Source organism: Variovorax sp. 54, from assembly GCF_002754375.1.
GTDB lineage: Bacteria > Pseudomonadota > Gammaproteobacteria > Burkholderiales > Burkholderiaceae_C > Variovorax.
The window spans coordinates 740,035-760,410 of the sequence record NZ_PEFF01000001.1; the positions used below are offsets into that span (position 1 = coordinate 740,035).

The 20,376-nt window shown below is 66.2% G+C and carries 19 protein-coding genes; 5 read left to right on the plus strand and 14 right to left on the minus strand.

All coding sequences use genetic code 11. The features are described 5' to 3' along the window. Positions 1-44: 44 nt before the first annotated feature. The 3 genes from CLU95_RS03300 to CLU95_RS03310 are packed head-to-tail and all read right to left on the minus strand — an operon-like array spanning position 45 to position 2,288. Positions 45-1,061, minus strand: a complete 1,017-nt coding sequence (locus tag CLU95_RS03300; RefSeq protein WP_218967424.1) for a FecR family protein — start codon at positions 1,059-1,061, stop codon at positions 45-47. Then, complete coding sequence (locus CLU95_RS03305) at positions 1,061-1,615, minus strand: RNA polymerase sigma factor (RefSeq protein WP_099790409.1); 555 nt, start codon at positions 1,613-1,615, stop codon at positions 1,061-1,063. Before CLU95_RS03305 ends, CLU95_RS03300 begins: the two co-directional genes overlap by 1 nt. 7 nt (positions 1,616-1,622) lie before the next feature. Beyond that, positions 1,623-2,288 carry an STN domain-containing protein gene (locus CLU95_RS03310; protein WP_099790411.1) on the minus strand — a complete coding sequence of 222 codons (666 nt, stop codon included), beginning with the start codon at positions 2,286-2,288 and terminating at the stop codon, positions 1,623-1,625. Between the two features lie 192 nt (positions 2,289-2,480). Between CLU95_RS03310 and alkB the strand changes: the two genes are divergently transcribed. The 5 genes from alkB (at position 2,481) to CLU95_RS03335 (ending at position 7,583) form a co-directional block, all read left to right on the plus strand. Further along, a complete protein-coding gene (gene alkB, locus CLU95_RS03315; RefSeq protein ID WP_099790413.1) occupies positions 2,481-3,137 on the plus strand; it encodes a DNA oxidative demethylase AlkB in 657 nt (218 codons plus the stop codon). A gap of 7 nt (positions 3,138-3,144) precedes the next feature. Beyond that, positions 3,145-4,974 (plus strand): ABC transporter ATP-binding protein, encoded by a 1,830-nt coding sequence (locus CLU95_RS03320; protein WP_099790415.1) that lies wholly within the window; start codon positions 3,145-3,147, stop codon positions 4,972-4,974. Between the two features lie 169 nt (positions 4,975-5,143). Next, on the plus strand, positions 5,144-6,826 hold the full coding sequence (locus CLU95_RS03325) for an alpha/beta fold hydrolase (protein ID WP_099790417.1): 1,683 nt from the start codon (positions 5,144-5,146) through the stop codon (positions 6,824-6,826). A gap of 30 nt (positions 6,827-6,856) precedes the next feature. After that, positions 6,857-7,192 (plus strand): YnfA family protein, encoded by a 336-nt coding sequence (locus CLU95_RS03330; protein ID WP_180288522.1) that lies wholly within the window; start codon positions 6,857-6,859, stop codon positions 7,190-7,192. Between the two features lie 13 nt (positions 7,193-7,205). Then, on the plus strand, positions 7,206-7,583 hold the full coding sequence (locus CLU95_RS03335) for a YkvA family protein (RefSeq protein WP_099797092.1): 378 nt from the start codon (positions 7,206-7,208) through the stop codon (positions 7,581-7,583). 7 nt (positions 7,584-7,590) lie between these two features. On the opposite strand, the gene CLU95_RS03340 is transcribed toward CLU95_RS03335, so the two are convergent. From CLU95_RS03340 to CLU95_RS03380, 11 genes are all read right to left on the minus strand, one after another. Then, entirely contained in the window at positions 7,591-8,247 is a 657-nt protein-coding gene (locus tag CLU95_RS03340) for a DUF2894 domain-containing protein (protein ID WP_257214524.1), read from the minus strand. After that, the gene (locus CLU95_RS03345) at positions 8,240-8,902 is read right to left on the minus strand and encodes an OmpA family protein (protein ID WP_099790421.1); all 663 of its coding nucleotides are present in this window, start codon (positions 8,900-8,902) and stop codon (positions 8,240-8,242) included. Before CLU95_RS03345 ends, CLU95_RS03340 begins: the two co-directional genes overlap by 8 nt. A gap of 1 nt (position 8,903) precedes the next feature. Continuing rightward, entirely contained in the window at positions 8,904-11,726 is a 2,823-nt protein-coding gene (locus CLU95_RS03350; RefSeq protein ID WP_099790423.1) for a DUF802 domain-containing protein, read from the minus strand. A gap of 36 nt (positions 11,727-11,762) precedes the next feature. Beyond that, positions 11,763-12,467 carry a DUF3348 domain-containing protein gene (locus CLU95_RS03355; protein WP_099790425.1) on the minus strand — a complete coding sequence of 235 codons (705 nt, stop codon included), beginning with the start codon at positions 12,465-12,467 and terminating at the stop codon, positions 11,763-11,765. A gap of 145 nt (positions 12,468-12,612) precedes the next feature. Continuing rightward, the gene (locus CLU95_RS03360) at positions 12,613-13,089 is read right to left on the minus strand and encodes a hypothetical protein (RefSeq protein ID WP_099790427.1); all 477 of its coding nucleotides are present in this window, start codon (positions 13,087-13,089) and stop codon (positions 12,613-12,615) included. A gap of 63 nt (positions 13,090-13,152) precedes the next feature. After that, a complete protein-coding gene (locus CLU95_RS03365; protein WP_099790429.1) occupies positions 13,153-13,647 on the minus strand; it encodes a pentapeptide repeat-containing protein in 495 nt (164 codons plus the stop codon). Between the two features lie 44 nt (positions 13,648-13,691). Further along, complete coding sequence (locus CLU95_RS30510) at positions 13,692-14,078, minus strand: VOC family protein (protein ID WP_143605936.1); 387 nt, start codon at positions 14,076-14,078, stop codon at positions 13,692-13,694. A 100-nt stretch (positions 14,079-14,178) separates the two neighbouring features. Then, the gene (locus CLU95_RS03370) at positions 14,179-14,460 is read right to left on the minus strand and encodes a hypothetical protein (RefSeq protein WP_099790430.1); all 282 of its coding nucleotides are present in this window, start codon (positions 14,458-14,460) and stop codon (positions 14,179-14,181) included. A 46-nt stretch (positions 14,461-14,506) separates the two neighbouring features. Continuing rightward, on the minus strand, positions 14,507-14,926 hold the full coding sequence (locus tag CLU95_RS30515; RefSeq protein WP_143605937.1) for a VOC family protein: 420 nt from the start codon (positions 14,924-14,926) through the stop codon (positions 14,507-14,509). Between the two features lie 222 nt (positions 14,927-15,148). Beyond that, positions 15,149-15,481, minus strand: coding sequence for a hypothetical protein (locus CLU95_RS31035; RefSeq protein ID WP_257214525.1), 333 nt, complete (start codon positions 15,479-15,481; stop codon positions 15,149-15,151). Positions 15,482-15,506: 25 nt separating this feature from the next. Further along, positions 15,507-20,369, minus strand: a complete 4,863-nt coding sequence (locus CLU95_RS03380; protein WP_099790432.1) for an RHS repeat-associated core domain-containing protein — start codon at positions 20,367-20,369, stop codon at positions 15,507-15,509. Between the last annotated feature and the right edge of the window lie 7 nt (positions 20,370-20,376).

Genomic DNA, 20,376 nt, shown 5'->3' on the forward strand with positions numbered 1-20,376 from the left:
AAGACGAAGCGCTGCTTTTTTCACAGCCGCGTCACACAGCGCGGCTACCCGAGCAGCACGATGCCGGCGGGCAGCGATGTGAGCTTCGCGCCGTAGCTCACGGCGATCAGCGTCTCGACATGCGGCAGCTCGTCCAGCCGCAGCCGCGCCTGCACCTTGCGGCGGCCGAGTTCGGCACGCGTGACGATGAGGCGGCCTGGACGGTAGCGGTTGATTTCGTCGACCACGGCCGCGAGCGGCGTGTCGTCGAACACCAGCACGCGCTCGCGCCACGCGCCCACGGCCGCGAGATCGGGCGCGCGCGCCACCTCGGCCTCGCGCAGGCCGCCGTAGCGGATCTGCTGCGCCTCGCCGGCCACGAGCACACGCTCGCCGTCGCGCAGCTCGACCGAGCCCGCGAAGCAGGTCACGCACACCTCGCCGCCGGTGGCGCGCACGTTGAAGCGGCTGGCCGCTGCAGCCACGAGGCGCGCGCCGCCCACCGTCATGGTGAAGGGCGCGCGGCGCGCCGCATCGAGCTGCACCTGCGCCTCGCCGCCCAGCATGTCGAGCACGGGCGGCTCGCCCTCGGCGCCGCGCGCGAGGTTGAGGCTGGTCTGCGTGTTCATCTCGACCACCGCGGCCGCATCGGCCAGCACCACGCGGCGCTGCTCGCCGGTGCCGGTGCGGTAGTCGGCCGTCATGTCGGACAGCGCGGGCCACAGGCCGGCGGGCGGGCGCACCACCACGAAAGCAGCAGCACCGGCCGCGAGCGCGGCGCCGAGGAACTGGCGGCGGCCGAATGCGGGTGGGCGCGACGCGGCGATGGCCGCGCGCGGTGGTACTGCGTCCATGGCGGGCATGCGCTGCGCCACGGCTTCAGCGGCAGGCCGGGTCAGGTCCCACAGCCGGGTCGCGTCGGCCATCGCCTGCGCGTGCTGCGGGCTGCGGGCGCACCAGCGGCGGAAATCCTGCGCGTCGCCCGTGGTGGCGCGGCCGGAGGTCAGGCGCACGAGCCAGTCGTGGGCCTGGGCGTCCAGCGCGGCGCGGTCGGCGTCTTGAATCGGGGTGGGTGCGGCCATCATGTCTTCTCAGACTGTTTTCCGGCGCCGGGACCGAACCTTTGAATCACGTCTCGTCCCAAACGGCCCGCGCAATGCACCAGCGCGGCCTTCACTTCGCGCTCGACGATGCGCACCGACACGCCGTAGCGCCGCGCAAGGTCGGCATGCGGCGTCTCGTCCACGCGCGAGGCGATGAAGATGTCGCGGCGGCGGCGTGGCAGCTCTTCGAGCGCGCGCTCCAGTGCCTGCACCTCGCTGCGCGCCTCCGAGACGCGGGCCGGGTCGTGGCTGTCGTCGGAAAAGTGCAGCAGCTCCTCGACCTCGACGAAGTCGAGCAGGCGCCCGTGGGAGATGCGCCGGTCTTCCGCCACGTTCGACGCGATGCGCAGCAGGTAGGCCATGGGGCTTTGCACCGGGCCGGGGTCGCTCATGCGCTGCACGCGCAGCCAGGTCTCGTGCAACACATCGTCGGCCCGCTCATCCGAGCCCAGGCGGCGGCGCAGCCGGTTGCGGAACTCGATGTAGCGGCTGGTCAGCAGGCTGCGCAGAAAGCCGGGGGTGTCCTGTTCCACGGCGTGCTCAGGGAGAAACCGCTGCGTCGCAGACGTCGGGGCGGTCGCCGGTGCGCGGCAGCAGCAACACGGTCAGGGGCTGGTCGGCCTCGCCTTCGGGCGGACGGTCGAACACCAGCGTGTTCATTGCGGCTTCAAGCGCGGCGTCGCGCTGCGCGAGGCCGGTGGAACTGAGCAGCCGCGTGCGCCGCACATGGCCGCTGGGGCCTACCCACAGCTGCACCAGTGCGCGGTAGGTCCCAGGTCGTGCATGCGGCCAGCGGCACAGCGTGCGCTCCAGGGCCTGTTGCACCACACGGGCATCGCGCGGGGACATGGCGATGGCGGGTGCGGCCGGTGTCGTCACCACTGCAGGCGGAGACGCCTCGGCCTCGACCAGCGTGAAGGTGCGCGCATCGGTGTGGCGCGCGGCCAGCCGCGTGCCGGCCAGCAGGCGCTGCAACGCCTCGCGCGGCGTGAACACGCCGTGCAGCGGCGCGGATTCGAGGCCGGCGGTGAGCTGTCCGTCGAAGAACACGGACTGCCCCGTCGCCTGCGCATAGACCTGCACGGCGGTGGCCAGCGGCTGGGCCGGCAGGTCGAAGGCGATGCGCCCCGCCGCATCGGGCGAGGGCGCAGGTTCGCCGGCAAGCGACACGGCCGCGAGGGACAGAATTCCGAGGATCAGGGTCAAGACACACACCCACCGTGACCGAGCAACGCGAGACATGCCGGGTCCTGTGACGAAGGAGGAATCGCAGGCGCCGGGCCGGTGCCAGGTACTGCTTTGGTGCTCGGAATGCTAGTGACGCTTTGTGACAGCTTGAATGCATGGCAGGCGCGAGCAACGGTCCGAACCGCGCCTGTCGCTGGCGACAATGCGCCCATGACGTTCGACCTCTTCGACGCCCCGCCGCGCGCCGCGCGCGAGCCGATCGGCCCGGCCGCCTTCGTGCTGCCGGGCTTTGCATTGCCGCGCGTCGACGCGCTGCTCGCGGCCATCGCCGACGTGTCGGCGCGCGCGCCGTTCCGTCACCTGGTCACGCCGGGCGGCTTCACCATGTCGGTCGCGCTCACCAACTGCGGCGCGCTCGGCTGGACCAGCGACCGGCGTGGCTACCGCTACAGCGCGGTCGATCCCGACAGTGGCGCGCCCTGGCCCGCGATGCCCGAGGCCTTTGCACGGCTCGCGCGCGACGCGGCGGCGCTGGCGGGCTTCGACGGCTTTGCGCCCGACGCCTGCCTGGTCAACCGCTACCAGCCGGGCAGCCGGCTCTCGCTGCACCAGGACCGCGACGAGCGCGACCACGGCGCGCCGATCGTGTCGGTGTCGCTGGGCATGCCGGCGGTGTTCCAGTTCGGCGGGCTCGCGCGCGCCGACAAGACCGCGCGCATTCCGTTGACGCACGGCGACGTGGTGGTGTGGGGCGGCGTGGACCGGTTGCGCTTTCATGGCGTGCTGCCGCTGAAAGACATGCCGCATCCGCTCCAGGCGCAGCTCGGCGCGCAGCGCATCAACCTCACCTTCCGCAAGGCGGGCTGATGCACGCATGACGGACACGACGACCACCTCCACCGAATCCCCCGGCCGCGCGATCCGTGCGCTCTACGCTGCGCTGTGGCACTTTGCGGCCGGTGCGCGTGCGCAGCTGCTCGGCGCTACGGCATTGCTCGCGAGTTCGCAGCTGATCCGCCTCTCACTGCCCTACCTCGCGGGGCAGGCCATCAACGCGCTGCAACGCGGCGACCTGCCCGCGGCGGGCCGATGGATCGCGACGCTCGCGGCCGTGTACGTCGGCGCGTGGGCGCTGCACGGGCCGGGCCGCATCCTCGAGCGCAACGTGGGCCTGAAGGTGCGCGAGACGCTGGCCGACCAGCTCTATGCGCGCATTGCCGCCGCGCCGCTCGCCTGGCACGACAGCCACCACTCGGGCGAGCTGCAGCACCGCGTGCACCAGGCCAGCCGTGCGCTCGCCGACTTTGCGCAGAACCAGTTCATCTGGCTCACCAACGCGGTCAACTTCGTCGGGCCGCTGGTGGCGCTGGCGCTGCTGTCGCGCACCAGCGGCGTGACGGCGCTCGCGGGCTATGTGCTGATCGGCGTGGTGATCGTGCGCATCGATCGCGCGCTCATGAAGCTCGCGCGCGCCGAGAACGACGCTGACCGCCGCTACGTGGCCGCGCTGCTCGACTTTCTGGGCAACGCCTCGACCGTCATCGGCCTGCGGCTGCAGGGCGCGTCGCGCCTGTTGCTGCGCCGTCGCATGGCGGCCGTGTCGCTGCCGCTGAAGCGCACCGTGGTGCTCAACGAAGGCAAGTGGTTCGCGGTCGACCTGATGGGGCTGGCGCTGACCTGGGGCCTGGTGGTGATCTATGTGTGGCAGGCGCGCGCGCCGGGCCAGGCCGTGATGCTGGGCGCGGTGTTCATGATCTACCAGTACGCGCAGCAGGCGGCGGGCGTCGTGACCTCGGTGGCGGCCAACTTCAGTTTCTTCGCGCGCATGCACACCGACTACAGCAGCGCCGAGCCGATCTGGCACGCGCCGACGAGCGCCACGCTCGAGGCCCCACCCGAAGAAGTGCCGGCGCATGAGCGCATCGATGCCCAGGCACCGTGGACGCAGCTGCAGGTCGAGAGCCTGCAATGGCGCTACGCGCCGCGCGGCGGCGGCACCGTCGCCGACGACCCGGCGGCGCCCACGCGCAGCGGCCTGCACGACGTGGCGCTCTCGCTGCGCCGGGGCCAGCGCGTGGCGCTGGTCGGCCCCAGCGGCGGCGGCAAGAGCACGCTGCTGCGCGTGCTCGCCGGCCTGTATGCGCCGCACGGCGGCACGCTGGCGCTCGACGGCGTGCCGGCCGACTGGGCCCGGCTGCGCCAGCTCGCCACGCTGATCCCGCAGGAGACCGAGCTGTTCGAGGCCAGCGTGCGCGAGAACCTGGCCTTCGGTCGCCCCTGCGACGACGAGCGCCTGCGCGCCGCGCTGCACACGAGCACCTTCGACGAGGTGCTGCAGGCCACGCGCGGCGATCTCGACAGCGCGATCTCGGAACGTGGTTTCAATCTGTCGGGCGGACAGCGCCAGCGGCTGTGCCTGGCGCGCGGCGTGCTCGCGGCCGAGGGCAGCTCGCTGCTGCTGCTCGACGAGCCGACCAGCGCGCTCGACGCCGCGACCGAGGCGCGCGTGCTGGGGCGCATTGCCGCGGCGTTTCCGCAGGCCTGCGTGATCGCCTCGGTGCACCGGCTGAGCCTGCTCGACCGCTTCGACACCGTGATCCTCATGGAAGCCGGTCACGTGCGCGACCACGGCCCGCGCGATGCGGTGCTGGCGCGCCAGCCGATGCTCCGGGACGTTCGGGAGGCGCCGGCCCCGCCGCAGTGAGTAGGACCCCTCCTGCGCCAGAAGGCGGCGTTCACACCCGCCGCGCTGGCATGCCTTCTGCAACAGTATCGGCATCCATTTGTTCACGTCTGGCCCCGCGCAGTCCCTTTTTGCGCTCCGGCTGCGTTCCAATCACATGGTTCTTCATTCCGCGAGCGTTTCCCGTCTCATGCGTCCTTCCCGCGCCACCCTTCCGCTTGCCCTGCTCGGCGCCCTGCTGGGCCTGTCGGCCTGCACGTCCGGCACCACCGCCGCCCAGCGCCAGGCCGCCGCGAGCAAGCCCCCGCCCACCGACTGCGTGGCCTGGGTCGGTGCCGACCGCAACGCACGGGTCGGCGGCTACCTGTTGCCGCAGGCCGGCACCGCGGTGAACGCCGGGGGCCCGCGCGTGTGCGTGCCCGTGCTCATGAGCGCCTACCCCGTGCCCACCAACTATGCGGGCGGCGACTACCACGTGGGCCAGTTCACCGACGACCAGCTCAAGGCGCGCTGGCGCACCTGCAAGGCCGAGCCGGACTGCTTCGAGCGCGTGAACGCGCAGATGCAGCGCTGGCTGCCGCCCAACAAGGCGCGCGCCACGCGCGTGACCGGCGCGGTCGACCCGGCCGGGCGCATCGATGCCGACAGCCCGAACGTCGACCTGAAGCAGATCCGCCGCCCCGCCTTCTTCGCCAAGGCGCCCTACCGTGAAGGCATTGCCGAGGCCGACGCCCGCACCCACATCGTCGAGTTCACCGTGCCGCGCGACACCTTCGAGCGGCTCGACCTCAAGCTCACCGACCCGATCAAGCTGCGCGGCTGGTACCTCGAAGGCGCGGGCGTGGACGACGGTCAGGGCCGCAAGGTGCGTGCCCTCGCGGTCATGGCCGCGGGCGGCGGCGGGCAGCTCACGGCCCTCCAGCACCCGGACGAGGTGGCCTACCGCATCGACGGCGCCAGCGGCAAGGCCGTGCCGGTGTCTTTCCCCAACGGCACCACCGAGGCCATGGGCCAGCGCTGGTGGCGCGAGAATCTGCACGCGCTGAACAATGCCGGCTTCGACGTGCTGGCCTACGACCGGCGCGGCGAAGGCCTGTCGGGCGGCGTGAGCGACACCAACACGTTGGAGCAAGGCGAAGACGTGTTCCGCGTGCTCACGCAACTCGACAACGGCCAGGGCCTGCGACTGCTCACGCCCTCGGGCCAGTTGTTCGAAGGCAACGCCGCGCGCGGGCGACTGCTCGCGGGCCAGAGGGCCAGCGAGATTCCACTGGTGCTCGGCGGCTACTCGCGCGGCTCGATGTCGACCGCCTGGGCCCTCACGCGCAACTACGTGGCCGCCTGCAGCTTCGACATGCCCGTGCCCAACTGCACGCCGGCGCGCGGCTGGCGCAACATCCGCGGGGCCATCCTGCTGTCGTCGTTCGCCAGCGGCGCGGGCTACCTGCCCGATGCGCCCGACCTGGCCGACCGCAACCTGTTCCTGGGCGGCATGGCGGCAGACCACCACATCCTTTTCTATCCGAACTCCGCCACGCTCGCGGGCATGGACCGCTGGCCCGCCGCCTTCTTCGGCAAGGGCCTGTGGGACCGCGCCGAATCGCTCGAAGGCACCGTGGCCGCCTACAACCGCATCCGCGGCGTGAAGGAGATCGTGCTGTCGCGCGGCCCGCACGCCATCGAGACCTGGCCCGAGTCCGAACGGCGCTACCTGCGCGAGCGCATGGTGGCCTACGCGAAGGTGGTGATCGTCGGCGGGCGTGCCGTGCCGGGCGCGCGGCCGTGGAAAGATTTCAAGTCGCTGGTCGCGACCACGCCCGATGTGTGGGAGCCTTCGTCGCGCCCAGGCACGGGCCCCGGACGACAGCCCTGAGATCGACAGGCCACCGCCACAATGGCGGCCATGGACCTGCTCAAGACCTTCGGCCTCTTCATCGCGACCGCACTTGCGGAAATCGTCGGCTGCTACCTGCCCTACCTGTGGCTCAAGCAGGGCCAGTCGATGTGGCTGCTGGTGCCTGCGGCGCTGAGCCTGGCGCTCTTCGCGTGGCTGCTCTCGCTGCACCCGACGGCTGCGGGCCGCGTGTATGCGGCCTACGGTGGGGTCTACATCGGCGTGGCCATTCTGTGGCTGTGGGCCGTGGACAAGGTGACGCCGTCCACCAGCGACTGGGTCGGCGTGGCCGTGTGCTTCCTCGGCATGGGCATCATCATGTTCGGCCCGCGCAGCGCGGGCTGATGCCTTGGTCACGATGAAGCTCCGGGACTGGGCGCGCCGCATCAAGCGCGACGCCGTCACCCTCTGGTTCGCCTGCCGCGACCCCGCCACGCCGTGGCTGCCGAAGGCGCTGTGCTGGTTCACCGTGGCCTACGCGCTGAGCCCCATCGACCTGATTCCCGACTTCATTCCCGTGCTCGGCTACCTCGACGACGTGTTGCTGCTGCCTGCGCTGATCTGGCTCGCGGTGCGCCTGCTGCCGCCCGAGGTCATCGCACGCAGCCGCGAACGTGCCGAAGACTGGATGGCGCGCACCGGCAGCCGGCCGACAAGCAAGGTCGGCATGGCCCTGGTCATCGGCGTCTGGGTGGTGGTGGCGGCCGGGCTGGCCTGGTGGCTCTGGCCGCGCTGAGCGGCCGTCAACCGGCGCGGCTGCGCGAACTCTTGCGCGGGCTCTCGGTGCGCGCCACACGTGCGGCCTCGGCCGCGGCGTTCACCTGCTCGATCCACAGCAGCGCATCGACGTGCGCCATGAAGCGCTGCAGGTACTGCGGCGACAGGTCGCGCATCAGCGTGAGCGCGCGCTGCACGAGGTGGTGCGTGTTGAGCGGACCGGCGTTCTTCGGCACCTTGGCGAGCGATTGCGTCACGCGCTGGTCGGCGGCGAGCTTCGACCAGGTGCTGCGGAAATAGCTCAGCGTCTTGAGCTCGGGCGCGGTCGACAGGCTGGGCACGGCGTCGCCGTCGGTCGCCGCCGCGTCGGGCGGGGGCGGCAGCGGCGCGAGTTGGGCGATGTGCACCATCAGCTCTGCGAGCGCGGTGTGCAGCGGCGCTTCGGTCGGCGCTTCTGCCTCGGGTGCGACCTTGTCGAGATCGGCGCGGTAGGTCGCCATGAGGCTGGCCAGTCGCGCATCCAGCAGACGTCGCGCCTCGCCCGCGTGCGCCGCCGCGCGCTGCGCCATCGCCTCGATGAAGCGGAAGCGCACCGGGTCGAAGCGGTCGTCGCCGCGCGCGCGCCAGGCGTCGAGCGCCGCGACCGCGTCGACCTGATCGTCCGGTGCTGTGTCGTTACTCACGGGGCTTCGCAGCGTCGGGCGTGTTCTTGGGCCGGGGCGTCGGCGCCATCTCCACGCGGCGGTTCTTCGCGCGGCCTTCCGCATCGCCGTTCGAGGCCACGGCCTGCTCGGCGCCGAACGCGGCAGCGAACACCGACGACGAGGGCACGCCCTCTTCGATCAGCGCGCGCGTCACGGTGAGCGCACGCTGGGCGGACAGCTCCCAGTTGTCGGCGAACAGGCGCGCGCCTTCGCGCATCTGGCGGTCGTCGGTGAAGCCGCTCACCATCAGGATCTCGTCGCGCGCCTTCAGGTAGGCGCCCAGCGGGCCGGCCAGGCTTTTCAGCAGTTGCCGGCCGCCGGGTTGCAGGTCGGCGGAGTTGAAGGCGAACAGCACGCTGCCGCTGATGCCGATACGGCCGTTGTTGAGCGTCACGCGGCCTGCGGCGAGCGGACCGGCCAGCGCCTGTTCGAGCGCCTCGCGGCGCTGCGATTCGGCGCGGCGCTGCTGCACCTCGGTTTCGAGGCGGCTCGCCAGGTCCAGCTGCATGCCGAGCACGCACACCAGGATCAGCACGAACGCGCCCAGCATGCCCGCCATCAGGTCGCCGAACACCGCCCACACGGGGACGGTCGGCTCCAGGCCGGCGTCGAGGTCGATCTCGTCGCGCCCCATCTCAGGCCTCGCTGCCCACGGCCGTCTGGCGGCTTGCGAACTGCTGCAGGTCTTCGACGATCTGCTTCTGCGACATGATGCTCAGGTCGATCACCTCGCGCGCCTGCGCCACGTAATAGGCCAGCTGTTCGTCGCTGCGAGCGAGCGACTTGCCCAGCGCGCCTTCGATGCGCTGCAGATGCGCCACCAGCTTGTCGTTCGACTCGCCGAAGCGCTGCACGGCAAAGCCGAAGGCCTCGCCCAGGCTCGCCACCTCGACCGCGCCGCCGGTGATCTGCGCGGCAATGCCGGCCATCTTCTCGGTCTCGCTCTCGACCTTCTCGGTGAAGCTGGTGCCCACGCGTTCCATCATGTCGGCCGAGGCCGTGACGAGCGCGTCGATGGCGCTGCGCTGCTCGGTCGAGGCATGGTTCACCGCGCCCAGCAGGGTCTCGAGCGTGCCGAGGATGCGACTGCGCTCTTCGAGCATGTCGTTGTCGCGCGCCATGCCGTCGGACAGCTTCTGGCGCAGCTCGGCGATCACGTCGGCCGCGGCCTTCGGTGCTTCGGCCGCCACCTGCAGCAGCTGCGCGACTTCGGCCACGGTCTGCTTGGCATTGGCCTCGGCCTGCGACGACATGTCGCGCACGGTCTGCGCCAGCGTCTCGCTCATCTGCTGCTGCTGGCTCAGGCTGTGTGCGCCGGCCTGCTGCCATTCCTTCTGCAGCGACGCGGCCATGGTCTCGAGCGACCCACTCCAGGCCGCGAGGCGCTGCGCGTCGCGCGTGGCGAGTTCGGTCTGCAGGTTGGCGTGCGCCTCGCGCACGGTGTCGAGCAGCGAAGCGGCGGCGCGGGGCGCGTCCGATGCGGCCTGCAGCAGCTGCGCGACTTCGGCGACGGTCTGCTTGGCGTGTGCCTCGGCCTGCGTCGACACGTCGCGCGCGGCCTGCGCCAGCGTGTCGCTCAGTTGCTGTTGCTGGCTCAGCGTGTGCGCGCCGGCCTGCTGCCATTCCTTCTGCAGCGACGCGGCCATGGCTTCGAGCGACTGGCTCCAGGCCGACAGGCGCTGCGCATCGCGCGCCGCAAGTTCGGTCTGCAGGCTGGTGTGCGCTTCGCCCACGGTGCGCAGCAGCGAAGCCGAATGCTGCTCGAAGGTAGCGGCAGCAGCGGTGAGTGCCTGGTGCGAATCGCCCGACAGTTTTTCGCTGACGCGCTGGTGCTGCGCAAGCGCGCTGCCCCAGGTGTCGGACACGCTGCCCACGGTGCTTTCGAGGCGGGCGGACACGCCGTCGACCAGTGCGGCCGAGCGCTGCTCGAAGGTCTCGGCAAAGCGTTCGAGCGTGCCGCGCAGGTCGCTGGACAGCGCACCGCTCGCGCGCTCGTGTTCGGCCAACGCAGCCTTCCAGGTGTCGGCGACGCCGGCAGTCGAGGCCTCGAAACGGTCTGTGAGGCCTTCGAGCTGCCGTTCGACGGCCTGCGCCATGCCGCCTTGCAACGCCGCTGCTTCGCGCGCGATGCCGAGCATGGCCGCCTCGACCACGGGCTGGATCGTGGCGCCGGCGATGCGGGCGGTGTCGGTGAGGCTGTCTTTCAGCGAGCGATCGACCGAGGCGGCCAGCCCGCTGTACGCGGCCTCGGCCTTCTCGTGGAAGCTGTCCTGGCTGGCGACGAGGCGGTCGTTCTGCGACTGGCTCTGACGCTCCAGCGCGGCCATCATGGTCTGCAGCTGGCCGACCAGCTCGGGCATCACCTTCGCCACGGGCTGGATGGTTTCGCCGGCGATGCGGGCGCTGTCGGCCAGGCTGTCCTTCAGCGAGCGATCGACCGATGCGGCCAGCCCGCTGTACGCGGCCTCGGCCTTCTGGTGGAAGCTGTCCTGGCTGGCGACGAGGCGGTCGTTCTGCGTCTGGGTCTGGCGCTCCATCGCGGCCATCATGGTCTGCAGCTGGCCGACCAGCTCGGGCATCACGCGCGCCACGGGCTGGATGGTTTCGCCGGCAATGCGGGCGCTGTCGGCCAGGCTGTCTTTGAGCGAGCGATCGACCGATGCGGCGAGCCCCGTGTAGGCGGCCTCGGTCTTCTGGTGAAAGTTGTCCTGGCTGGCGACCAGGCGTTCGTTGAGCGACTGGCTCTGGCGGTCCATCGCGGCCACCATGGCCTGCAGCTGGTCGACCAGCGCCGGCATTGCGTGCGCCTGCTGCTGCATGAGCTTGAACGACTCTTCGCGGCGGTGCGCCAGCGAATGGCCGCGCAGCGAGGTCGCGATCTGCGTGTCGAGCGCCTGCCCGGCCAGCAGGCGTTCGCGCCGGCACAGCGCCGAGGCCAGGCCCAGCATGGCCGACGCGGCCACGCCCGCCACCGAGGTGCCGAAAGCCAGGCCCAGGCCGCGCACGGGGGCCGACAGCGAGTTGCGGATGGCCTGCACGTCGGTCGCGCTTTCGAGCGCCAGACCCGTGCCGTTGAGCGTGACCACCATGCCCAGGAAGGTGCCCAGCATGCCCAGCAGCACCAGCAGGCCCGCAAGGTACGGCGTGAGCGCCGGGCCCGGCAGGCCGACGCGCTCGCCCTCGATGCGCAGGCGCACCGCATTGCGCAGCGAGGGGTGCAGGTTCGCGAGCCAATCGCCGAGGCTCGTCAGCGGCGCCGACAGGTCGTTCACAGCGCGCGACAGCGTGCTGGTGGCCTGGTGAAAGCGGTGCAGCTCCAGCGCGCCCATCAGGTAGAACGCGCCGATCAGCGCCGTGATCACCAGGGCCAGCGGGTTGTGGCCCACGTAGCTGGCACCGACCCAGCACACGACGGCCAGGCCCACGAGGAAGACGGAGTAATGGAAAAATCTGTTCATGGAAGCTTGTTGTCTTGTCTCTTGGGGGGCTGCAGGCTAGCGATCGCGAAGGGCTTCGAGCAGGCCTTCGACCGGTTGCATGCGAATGTCCAGCTCGGCCCGCAACACGCTTTGCATGTCGCGGCCGAACACGTTCAGCCAGCCGCCGGCGGAATTCGGTGGCGGCTGGGGGGTGTCGGGGTTGGCGTCCTGCGCGGCCTGGTTGGCTTCACGCAGGCGCTTGAAGTGTTTCTCCAGCAGCGACGGCACGCTCGCCAGCAGGCTGCGTTCGCGGGCGCCCACCACCTGTTCCAGGATGGCGTCCACCGCGGCCAGCCGGGCCAGCTCGGGCGAACGGGTCGCGAGCCGGGCCCGCAAACGGGCACGCAGCGGTTCGATGGCCGTTTCCATGGCCTGCTGCCGCGCGAAGTAGCGGCGGCGGTACGGCGGAAAGTCGTCGTTCGCGCCCGGCAGCACGGAGGCCACGCCGCCGTCGGCATTGCCCTTGGCCAGTGCGGCCTTCAGACGCGCGCACTCCTGCGCCTCCTCGTTGCTCTCGGACGCCCGGGCGCCGGACACGGCGACGCCCAGATCGGAATCCAAAGCTGCAGACAAGGAGATGGCGTCGGTCCAACTGAACCACTGACTCAAACGATCCGCGAGGGCTTGCCTGGATTCGGGAACGTCGATGTCGCTCAATTGAGCGAGCAAGCGAGTGAGCGCCGAGCCGGTGAAGCCTGTGCGCCGTGACACTTGCACCATACCGCGAGAGAGGGAGAAAACCGGGCAGTTTACACCGGTCAACTGGGCGCTTTGCCTCTGTGAACTGGTGCACAAGAAGCGCCGGAGAAGTGAAACGGTGTGTGACGGGAATCGAGAAAATGGAAGCCCGGCCGACCCACCGCGATCAGCACGAAGCGGCCGCCGTCGGGCTCGACGGGTGGTGGGTGATCAACGCTGGCGTCGATCCATCTGCCGGATGACGCGAGGCATACCCCGTCATCTGCTCGAGTTGCTTTTGTCGTTCGGCAATCGCCAGTTCGCGCGCACGCGGGCCATACCGCCCGACCGAGAAAGCCTTGCTGACCGATTTCTCCGGACTGACTCTGGTCATCGCGATCCACATCGGATTCTTCCCGCCCGGCTCTTCTCGAAAATACACCCCCGCCACACCGCTCTTGTTGTCACGCCGCACCCGCTGAGCGATCTCTCGCTTCAAGACCGGCAAGTGTTCGCGCACGAATTGATCCCGATGGGCTTGGGCACGCGCCAATGCGCCCTCGCGACCGCCGTGGGTGTTGAAGTAGAACGCCTTGACCATGCGCACCTTGTTGCGGCGAATATCGACGCTCCAATAGTCGTCATAGCCGTAGATGCCATACATGGGATTGGGGTTGGGGGTGCCTCTGGGCATGGAAGCTCCGAAAGTTCGCGCCGCTTGTCGACCTCAATTGATCTGCGTGTTGCGCATTTCCAAGTGCTCGAAGTAGCTGCCAATGAAGTCCACATGCTCCCCGCGCAGGCCATCGGCCTGAACCGTGGTACCCGTGCATCCCAGCACGGCGACATCGGACCAGTGACCCCCATCGAAATTCAAGCCGTTCCACTGGCAGTTGTTGAACTGACAGGCACTGAGCCGACTTTGCTGGAACTGTGACTGCGAGAAGGTGCAGTTGGAGAACGTGCACCCAGAGATGGAAATGCCCTCGAAGTCGCACGCGGTGAAGGTGCAGCCTGTGAACTGGCATCCGGTCCAGCCGGCCTGCTTGAAGGTGCACGCGGCAAAGCTGGTGCCGGTGAAGACGGTGGTGGCGAACTGGGCGAGGTTCAGGTCCAGGCCAGCGTAGGCATAGCTGTCGGCCATGCCAACAAGACCTGCGGGGGCACCACCGGCGCCTTTGCGCCAGAGGTTGTGGTTTTGGATGATCAGTTGGGAGGGCATGGTCTTTGGCTCATTGATGGCAACACATCAGGGCGCTTGGGATTTCAATAAAAATCGGAATTGGCAAACAAAATGTTATTTCCAGCAGGATCTTTCAAATAAATCCACTCTCCGTATGGCTGAGAAATGCTTCTTATCACAAGATCACTGAAGCTCTTGAATATCAAACTCTGCCAACCGAAAAACTCTTCATCCCAAGAAGAAATCAGACCGAATGCCACCACGGGAAGGTCCGCGTCATCGACATCTTTGTAGGCGCGCAACAAAGAGTTGTTGTCACGAAAATTCAGGCCCAGAGACGGTGCGGCACTGTGAGTCATTCTTGCGATTCTGATTCCGGCCCCATCAAAATCATCACTCGCAAGGGCGAATCCGAACTCCCTATAAAACTCAATACTGCTCGGAATATCGCTTGCATGAAGATGGATCAATACTCTAATCATTTAAATCCCTCAACACCCCTTCGGCACAGGAAGACGAAATTTCCATCAGGAACACCCCCCGATTTTTCACACTGAATGTCGCGCAGAATCAGAAGATTTCCCAGCAATTGTTGCAAAACTCAAATCGCAATTTCGTCAAAATTAGATTTGAAATTTCTTCGACTTCCTTGCTGGAAAACGAATCAACCGGATCGATCTCCGCACCGTATGCAAGATCAATCTTGATGTTGATACGCCTCCCCAAGAATCGGCAGCGCAGCACATCTGCTTCTGCAATAAAACCCATCTCCTCAAGAAGAAGGCCATCGCCTTTTAGCTGCTCAATTGATCTTTCGATTTCCTCAATCGTGAGCGCATGAAACTCCTTCATCGTAGATGTCTCAGCTTGTGCAAAAATTCACCGTCGACGCGGAATTTCAGTCAACATCCTGATAGATATTCCAACTCGATATGTCGAAATTTAGATCATCCTCGAAGCTCTCTGAGATTATTTCGATTGAATTTCCAGAAGGACCCATGATTCTTGCAAAATAGAATCCAGGAGTCCGTGCAAGCATGTCAAACTCGACTCCTCTTTCTTTCAAATTTTGGCAAAGACTAGGGAAATTTTTGTCAACAAAAAACTCATAGAGCGACTCTTTATCTTTTTTGTTCTCCCCTTTGGAAAAATTTGAATACTTGAAGCAGACCGCCAAATTCGAATGATTTGGCACCCGCAGAATACTCAACACGGGATCTCGCTCGTAGCCCAGAATGCCTTCGTAGAAAGAATTCATTTGTTCAAGCATCCCTTTTTTCCGGAGCATTGGAATATGAATGGTGAATGGTTTCGTCATCGTCCGTATCGTCCTTTTGCTTTGGGGCGAGAGCTTTCTTTCGAACCATCTCTGGCAGCCGCAGCCGCACACTTATTGGCCCTGTATGTCTTGCCACTGGCCCGCCTTGCGGATCGCCTGCCCCACCTCCTTCAAGCCCTTTTCGCATTCCAACACACCCACTACTCCGAATTCACTAACTCCTGCAACATGCCCAAGGGGTTGCACTGGAAGAAGCGTGATCTATTTGCTCAAATATTCCCGTAAAATCTCCCCCGTTTGAGCCGAAAGCACGTAGGTTATAGATTTTCCCATTCTATTTGCGTTACCCAACCCCTTCATTCCGGGGCGGAGGTTTGCAACAAATGCAACTTCGATGGTTTCTACTCCAGCTGGATCCTCTCCATTTTCCCCAGCCCTCTTTCTAATTATTACCTTGTAATTCTTAATTTCATTATTCCCCTCCAAAAATTTCTTGTACGAAACGCCCACCCCAATAGTGGCGGCACTACTAAGACTGACGTGACCCTCATCCATCTCTTCAAAGATTACGTTGGAAAAAGCCTTTGAGTTCATAAAAAAAATTAGAAAGAAAATAATTTTAAAGTGGGTAGTCTTTTTTAGTTTTTGGATTGTAACCTTTGAACCCAGCGCTCGGCGTTCCAACATATCCTCTGTAGTTTGGATATTCAGTTTGCCCAATCTTTGCTGCATCTCGATCAGGATCTGAGAAGTTGTTGCTGTCATAGGCATCCTTGTTACGCGTCGTCCTGTTTCCCTTGGAATCCGAATGATCTCCATGAGTGTGCCAATAGCCGACTTCTTGGGCACATCTTGGAGGCTTAGGAGCCATGGGATCCCAAGGGTTAACCGAATCACCCTGACCAGTAATAGCCTTGGTGTAGTCATATTTTCCGTCAGGGGTTTTGTAAATCAACCCTCCATACTCTTTATTGTCACGAATTGATTTATCGTTATATCGAAGGAGCGCCGCCTTGGCTGCTCCATCAGATGTAGCAAATCTACCGCCTTTAGACGCTCCGCAATTTGCTGGCTTTGCCTGCAACCCCATCGGATCAATCCATTGCGTGGGGTTCGGGACATACGCATGTGTATTGGAGCCGCCTCCTAAACCCAATGGGTCACTGCTGACAAACCTCCCGCTGTGCGGATCGTAGTAGCGATACCGGTTGTAGTGCAGCTCCGTTTCCTCGTCGAAATACTGCCCCTGGAACCGGATCGGATTCACGATCCCCGCGAGCCCGGCCGCCTTGCTGATCGCCTGCTTCGCCTCGCCCCAGGCCTTGTAGTTCGCGCTCCAGCAGACCTGGCCTTCCGAGTCGGTCAACTCCTGTGGCGTGCCCAGGTGGTCGCACTGGTAGAAAGCGATTTCTTCAGGCCTGAACGCCTCGGCGCTGGCTTGCTGCAGTCCCTGTCCGTTCCACAACGGGTCCTGCTCGATGTCGTAGGCCCCGCCGTTGGCCTGCATCAGCGCCTTCACGTCGGTGGTGGGGCTCAGCTGAAGGGAGCGCTGTCTGCGCACCTGCACCAGCGGCACGAAGCTGTCCTTCTCGTGGACGTAGTGCACGGTGTACGCCTGCTCCCGGGTCCTGGGGTCCACCGGCGTTGCGCTTTCGTAGGCGATGGTGTCGCCGTCCCAACCAAAGAGGGTCTCTCTGGCTCCGCTCGCCTTGGCAATGCGCCGGCCCATCGGGTCGTAGCGGAAGGTCGTGGTGCCCTCCTCGCTCTTGGCGCTGACCATGCGGTTGAAGCCGTCCCAGTTGAAGAGGGTCTTCTGCCCGTTCTTCGTGCGCTCGATGAGGTTGCCGTGCTCGTCGTACTTGTAGCGCGTGCCGGCGTACTCTTTGAGCAGGTTGTCCAGCAACTTGCCGGGGGCCACGCGCTGTTCACGCGCGAGCGCTGCGGTGCCGAGTTCCTTCTGCACCGGGTCGGCGATGTTCCCGGCGGGGTCGAAGGCGAACACTTCCTTGCCCAGTTGGCTCTGGGCTTCGAGCAATCTCCCGACCGGGTCGTAACGGTAGTCCAGCCGCCCGCGCCGGCTATCGCCGATGCCGGTGAGTTGGCCGGCCTTGTCGTAGCGGTAGCTGCGACGGATGCCGACGGTGGTGGTGCCTGTGGTGCCAGGCGCTGGTTTCGTGTGAGTGATCTGCTGCTCGAGCAACCGCCCGGCAGGGTCGTAGGCTTGCGTCTGGACCAGGCCGTTGTGCTGCTGGCGGCCGACCTCACGGTGGAGGTCGTCGCGCTCCAGGCTCAGGATGTCCTGGCCGTCGAGCAGCAGGCCGTGCACATGGCCGCTGCCGTAGGTGAGCCACTCCTGGGTGTGGCCGTCGGGGCGGGTGCTGCCGATTCTTTGGTTGAGTTCGTTGTAGCGGTGCTGCCAGATGGCGGTGTGCCCCCGGGCGAGGTCGGCGTGGTGCTCGCGGGTGAGGTTGCCGGCGGGGTCGTAGAACCACTGAAGCTTGGCGTCCTGGTTCCGGGCTTCGACGAGGCGACCGTTGCCGTCGTAGGCGAAGGTTTCGGCTTGGGCTGCGGCCTCGCGTTCGACAAGTCGGCCCAAGGGGTCGAAGGCGAGTCGGGTGACCTGTCCTGCTTCGGCCACTTCGGTGAGCACGCCGCTGGTTTCTTCGTAGCGGTACTGGGTCAGCTTGCCATCGAAGCCGGTTTCTTCGAGCAGGCGACCGACGGGGTCGTACTTGAACAGGTAGTGGCTGCGGTTCTCGTTGTCGAGCCGAGTGAGACGCCCCAGTGGGTCCCAGTGGTAGCTCAACGTGTGGCCTGCAGCGTCAGTGCGTCCGGCGATGAGTCCCGCGTCGGCGTAGCGGTAGTGGGTGCTGCGCGCCAGGGCGTCGGTGTGCGTCAGCAGGCGGCCTTCGGCGTCGTGGGCCAGGCGCTCGCTGGTCTGATCGGGGTGGGTCACTTCTTCGAGCTGGCCCGGGTGATTGGCACCCGCCTGGGCCGCCGTCAGCGTTTGCTCGTCGAGCGTGGTGTAGCGGTACTTGGTGACCTGACCGGCGGCGTCGGTGCTTTGGGCGAGGCGGCCTTGAGGGTCGTAAGTCCAGGTGGTCGTCTTGCCCGAGCAGTCGGTGTAGCTGGCGAGTTCGCCCGTCGGGGTGTAGGCGAGTTTCTTGACGCCGCCCTTGGCATCGGTGATCTGCACCGGCCGCCCGGCCTTGTCGTAGGCGTATTGGGTCTTGTGGCCGAGCGGGTCGGTTTCCTCGGTGAGGTGACCCTGCGGGTTGTAGTCGCGCCGCCAGGTGCCGCCTTCGGCATCGCGCACGCCGGTCAGGCGGCTGAGCTTGTCGTACTCGAAGTGAACCTGGCTGCCGTCGGCCTGGGTGTGGGTCTGCAGGTTGCCGGCGTCGTCGTAGACGTAGTCGTCGGTCGTGCCGTCGGCGTGCACATGGCGGGTGATGTTCTTGGCGTCGTCGCGGAAGAACCATTCCTCGTTCTCGTCCGGGTGAATGACGCGGTAGGTGTAGCCGAGGATGTCGTAGTAGATCCACGTTTCCTGGCCCAGCGCATCGGTCACATAGGCCAGGCGGATGTTCTCGTCCCACTCCAGATGGGTGTCGAAGCTGCCGTCGTCCGCCCATTCACGAATAGCCTTGGCCTGGGCCCCGGTGCCGTCGTAAGCCAGGTTCATGCCGCGGCCGGTGCGGTCGGTATAACGGGTGACGAGATGATGGCTGTACTGGTAGGCCCAGGCGGCACCGTTCTCGTCCTGCGCTGCGACCAGATCGCCGGCCTCGTCGTGGGTATAGGCGGCGAGTTGGCGAACGACCTGCCCGTCTTTCAGCTCCCAGACGGATTCGATGCACCCCGACACCGCATGTGGCCGGATGCCGACGTGTGCGAGCGTGACGTCGCCCTGCTTGCTGACGACATCGCTCAGCACCTGCTCGCCGGAAGGCAATGCATGGTCGTAGCGCAGGCCGATCGCGGCGCCATCCTTGGCATGTTGAGCCACCAGACGGAAGTGCTGCTTGCCTTGGGTGGCGGCCTTGCTGCTGACCGTGTCGACGAGTTCGTAGCTCTCGCGCCAGTCGGCCGGTTCGCCGGCGGGCAGCGGCTTGCCGAAGTCGAGCACCAGCAGCGTGTCGCTCACACGCGTGGCACTGAATTCCTCGATGGCGTTGCGATGGCTTTGGCCGACGGCCAGCCAGGGGATGTCGTGGCTGCGACCATCGGCGGCACGGTAGACCAGTGCGCGTCGGCCCCTGGATTCGACAACGTCGATGCGCGTCGTGTACGGGATCAGCCAGCGCGCGCCGAAACTGCCCTGTTCATAGGCGTCGAGGTCGCTGCTGTAGGTGCGGCTCCATTCGATGGGCAGCGTGGCCGGCAGCACGAAATCCGTGTGGGTGAAGCTCTCGCTGCCTGTGGCGAAGCTGATGGACTTGCGCGTCTTGGCCTTGGCGGCGCCCTGCTTGCAGCAGTTGCCGCTGCCCGTGGCGCCCGCCTGGGTGTTCACGGCACCGAGTTCATGGCCCGGCTTGGTGGCCTGCGCCTGGGCGCCCTTGGTGGGCGGCACCACGGCGGCACGCTTGGCCTTGAATTTCTTCACCGCGGCAAACAGGCGCTTGAGCAGCCACATGATCGAGCGCTCGGTCTCGGCGCTGGCCAGCGCCATCAACTTGGCTCGCAGCGCGCCCTTGAAGTCGGTCAAGCTGCTGATGACGATGTTGACCACCGCCTTGGCCTTGTCCGGCAGGCGTGCGGCTGCCACCTTGACGGCATAGTTGGCCGCCTGTTTGGCATAGCGGTCCGCGGCGGCGAGCATGCGGTTCCACATGCTCTCCTTCTTGGGGTTGTAGGTGTTCCGCTCGGGCTTGGGGCCCGCGATCTTGAACAGGTCTTCGCCGCCAGTGCAGCGGCGCAACACGCTGATGAGGTCATCGACAACGCCATCGGCCTTGTCCGCGCAACTGTTCAGGATGCCCGAGAGCTTGCTCATCGCACCGTCGACAAACTTCTCGATCTCGCCGGCGATCTTGTCGTTGAGGTGCATCACCAGCACGGAAATCAACGCCTCGCCAATGTTGGAGGCGCTGTGCTTGAGCTGCTGTTTGACGAGATGCAGCGCCGGGCGCAGGCTCATGCGGGCAGCCGCCATGCTCGGCGGTGCAGGAATGATGCCGATCAGGTTGATGCCCAGGTTGACCCACGCAAGAAAATCGACGGCCTCTTTCTTGATGAATCGTCCGCTGATCAGGACGATGTCCATGATCACGTCGATCAACGCCATGATGTTGCCGATGACAGGCAAGCTGCCGGCCACCGTGCTCAGGCGCTCCAGCGTGACGTAGTCGTTGCTGATGTCGCGCAACCACTTGTCGAAACGCGCCGCACCGGCACCGATGTCCTGCGGTGCGATGGCGTTGAGCGGCGCGACCGCAGTCTGCTTCTCGCGCGGCTTGGTTTCCTGCGGTCCCTGCGTTGCCATTTTTTGT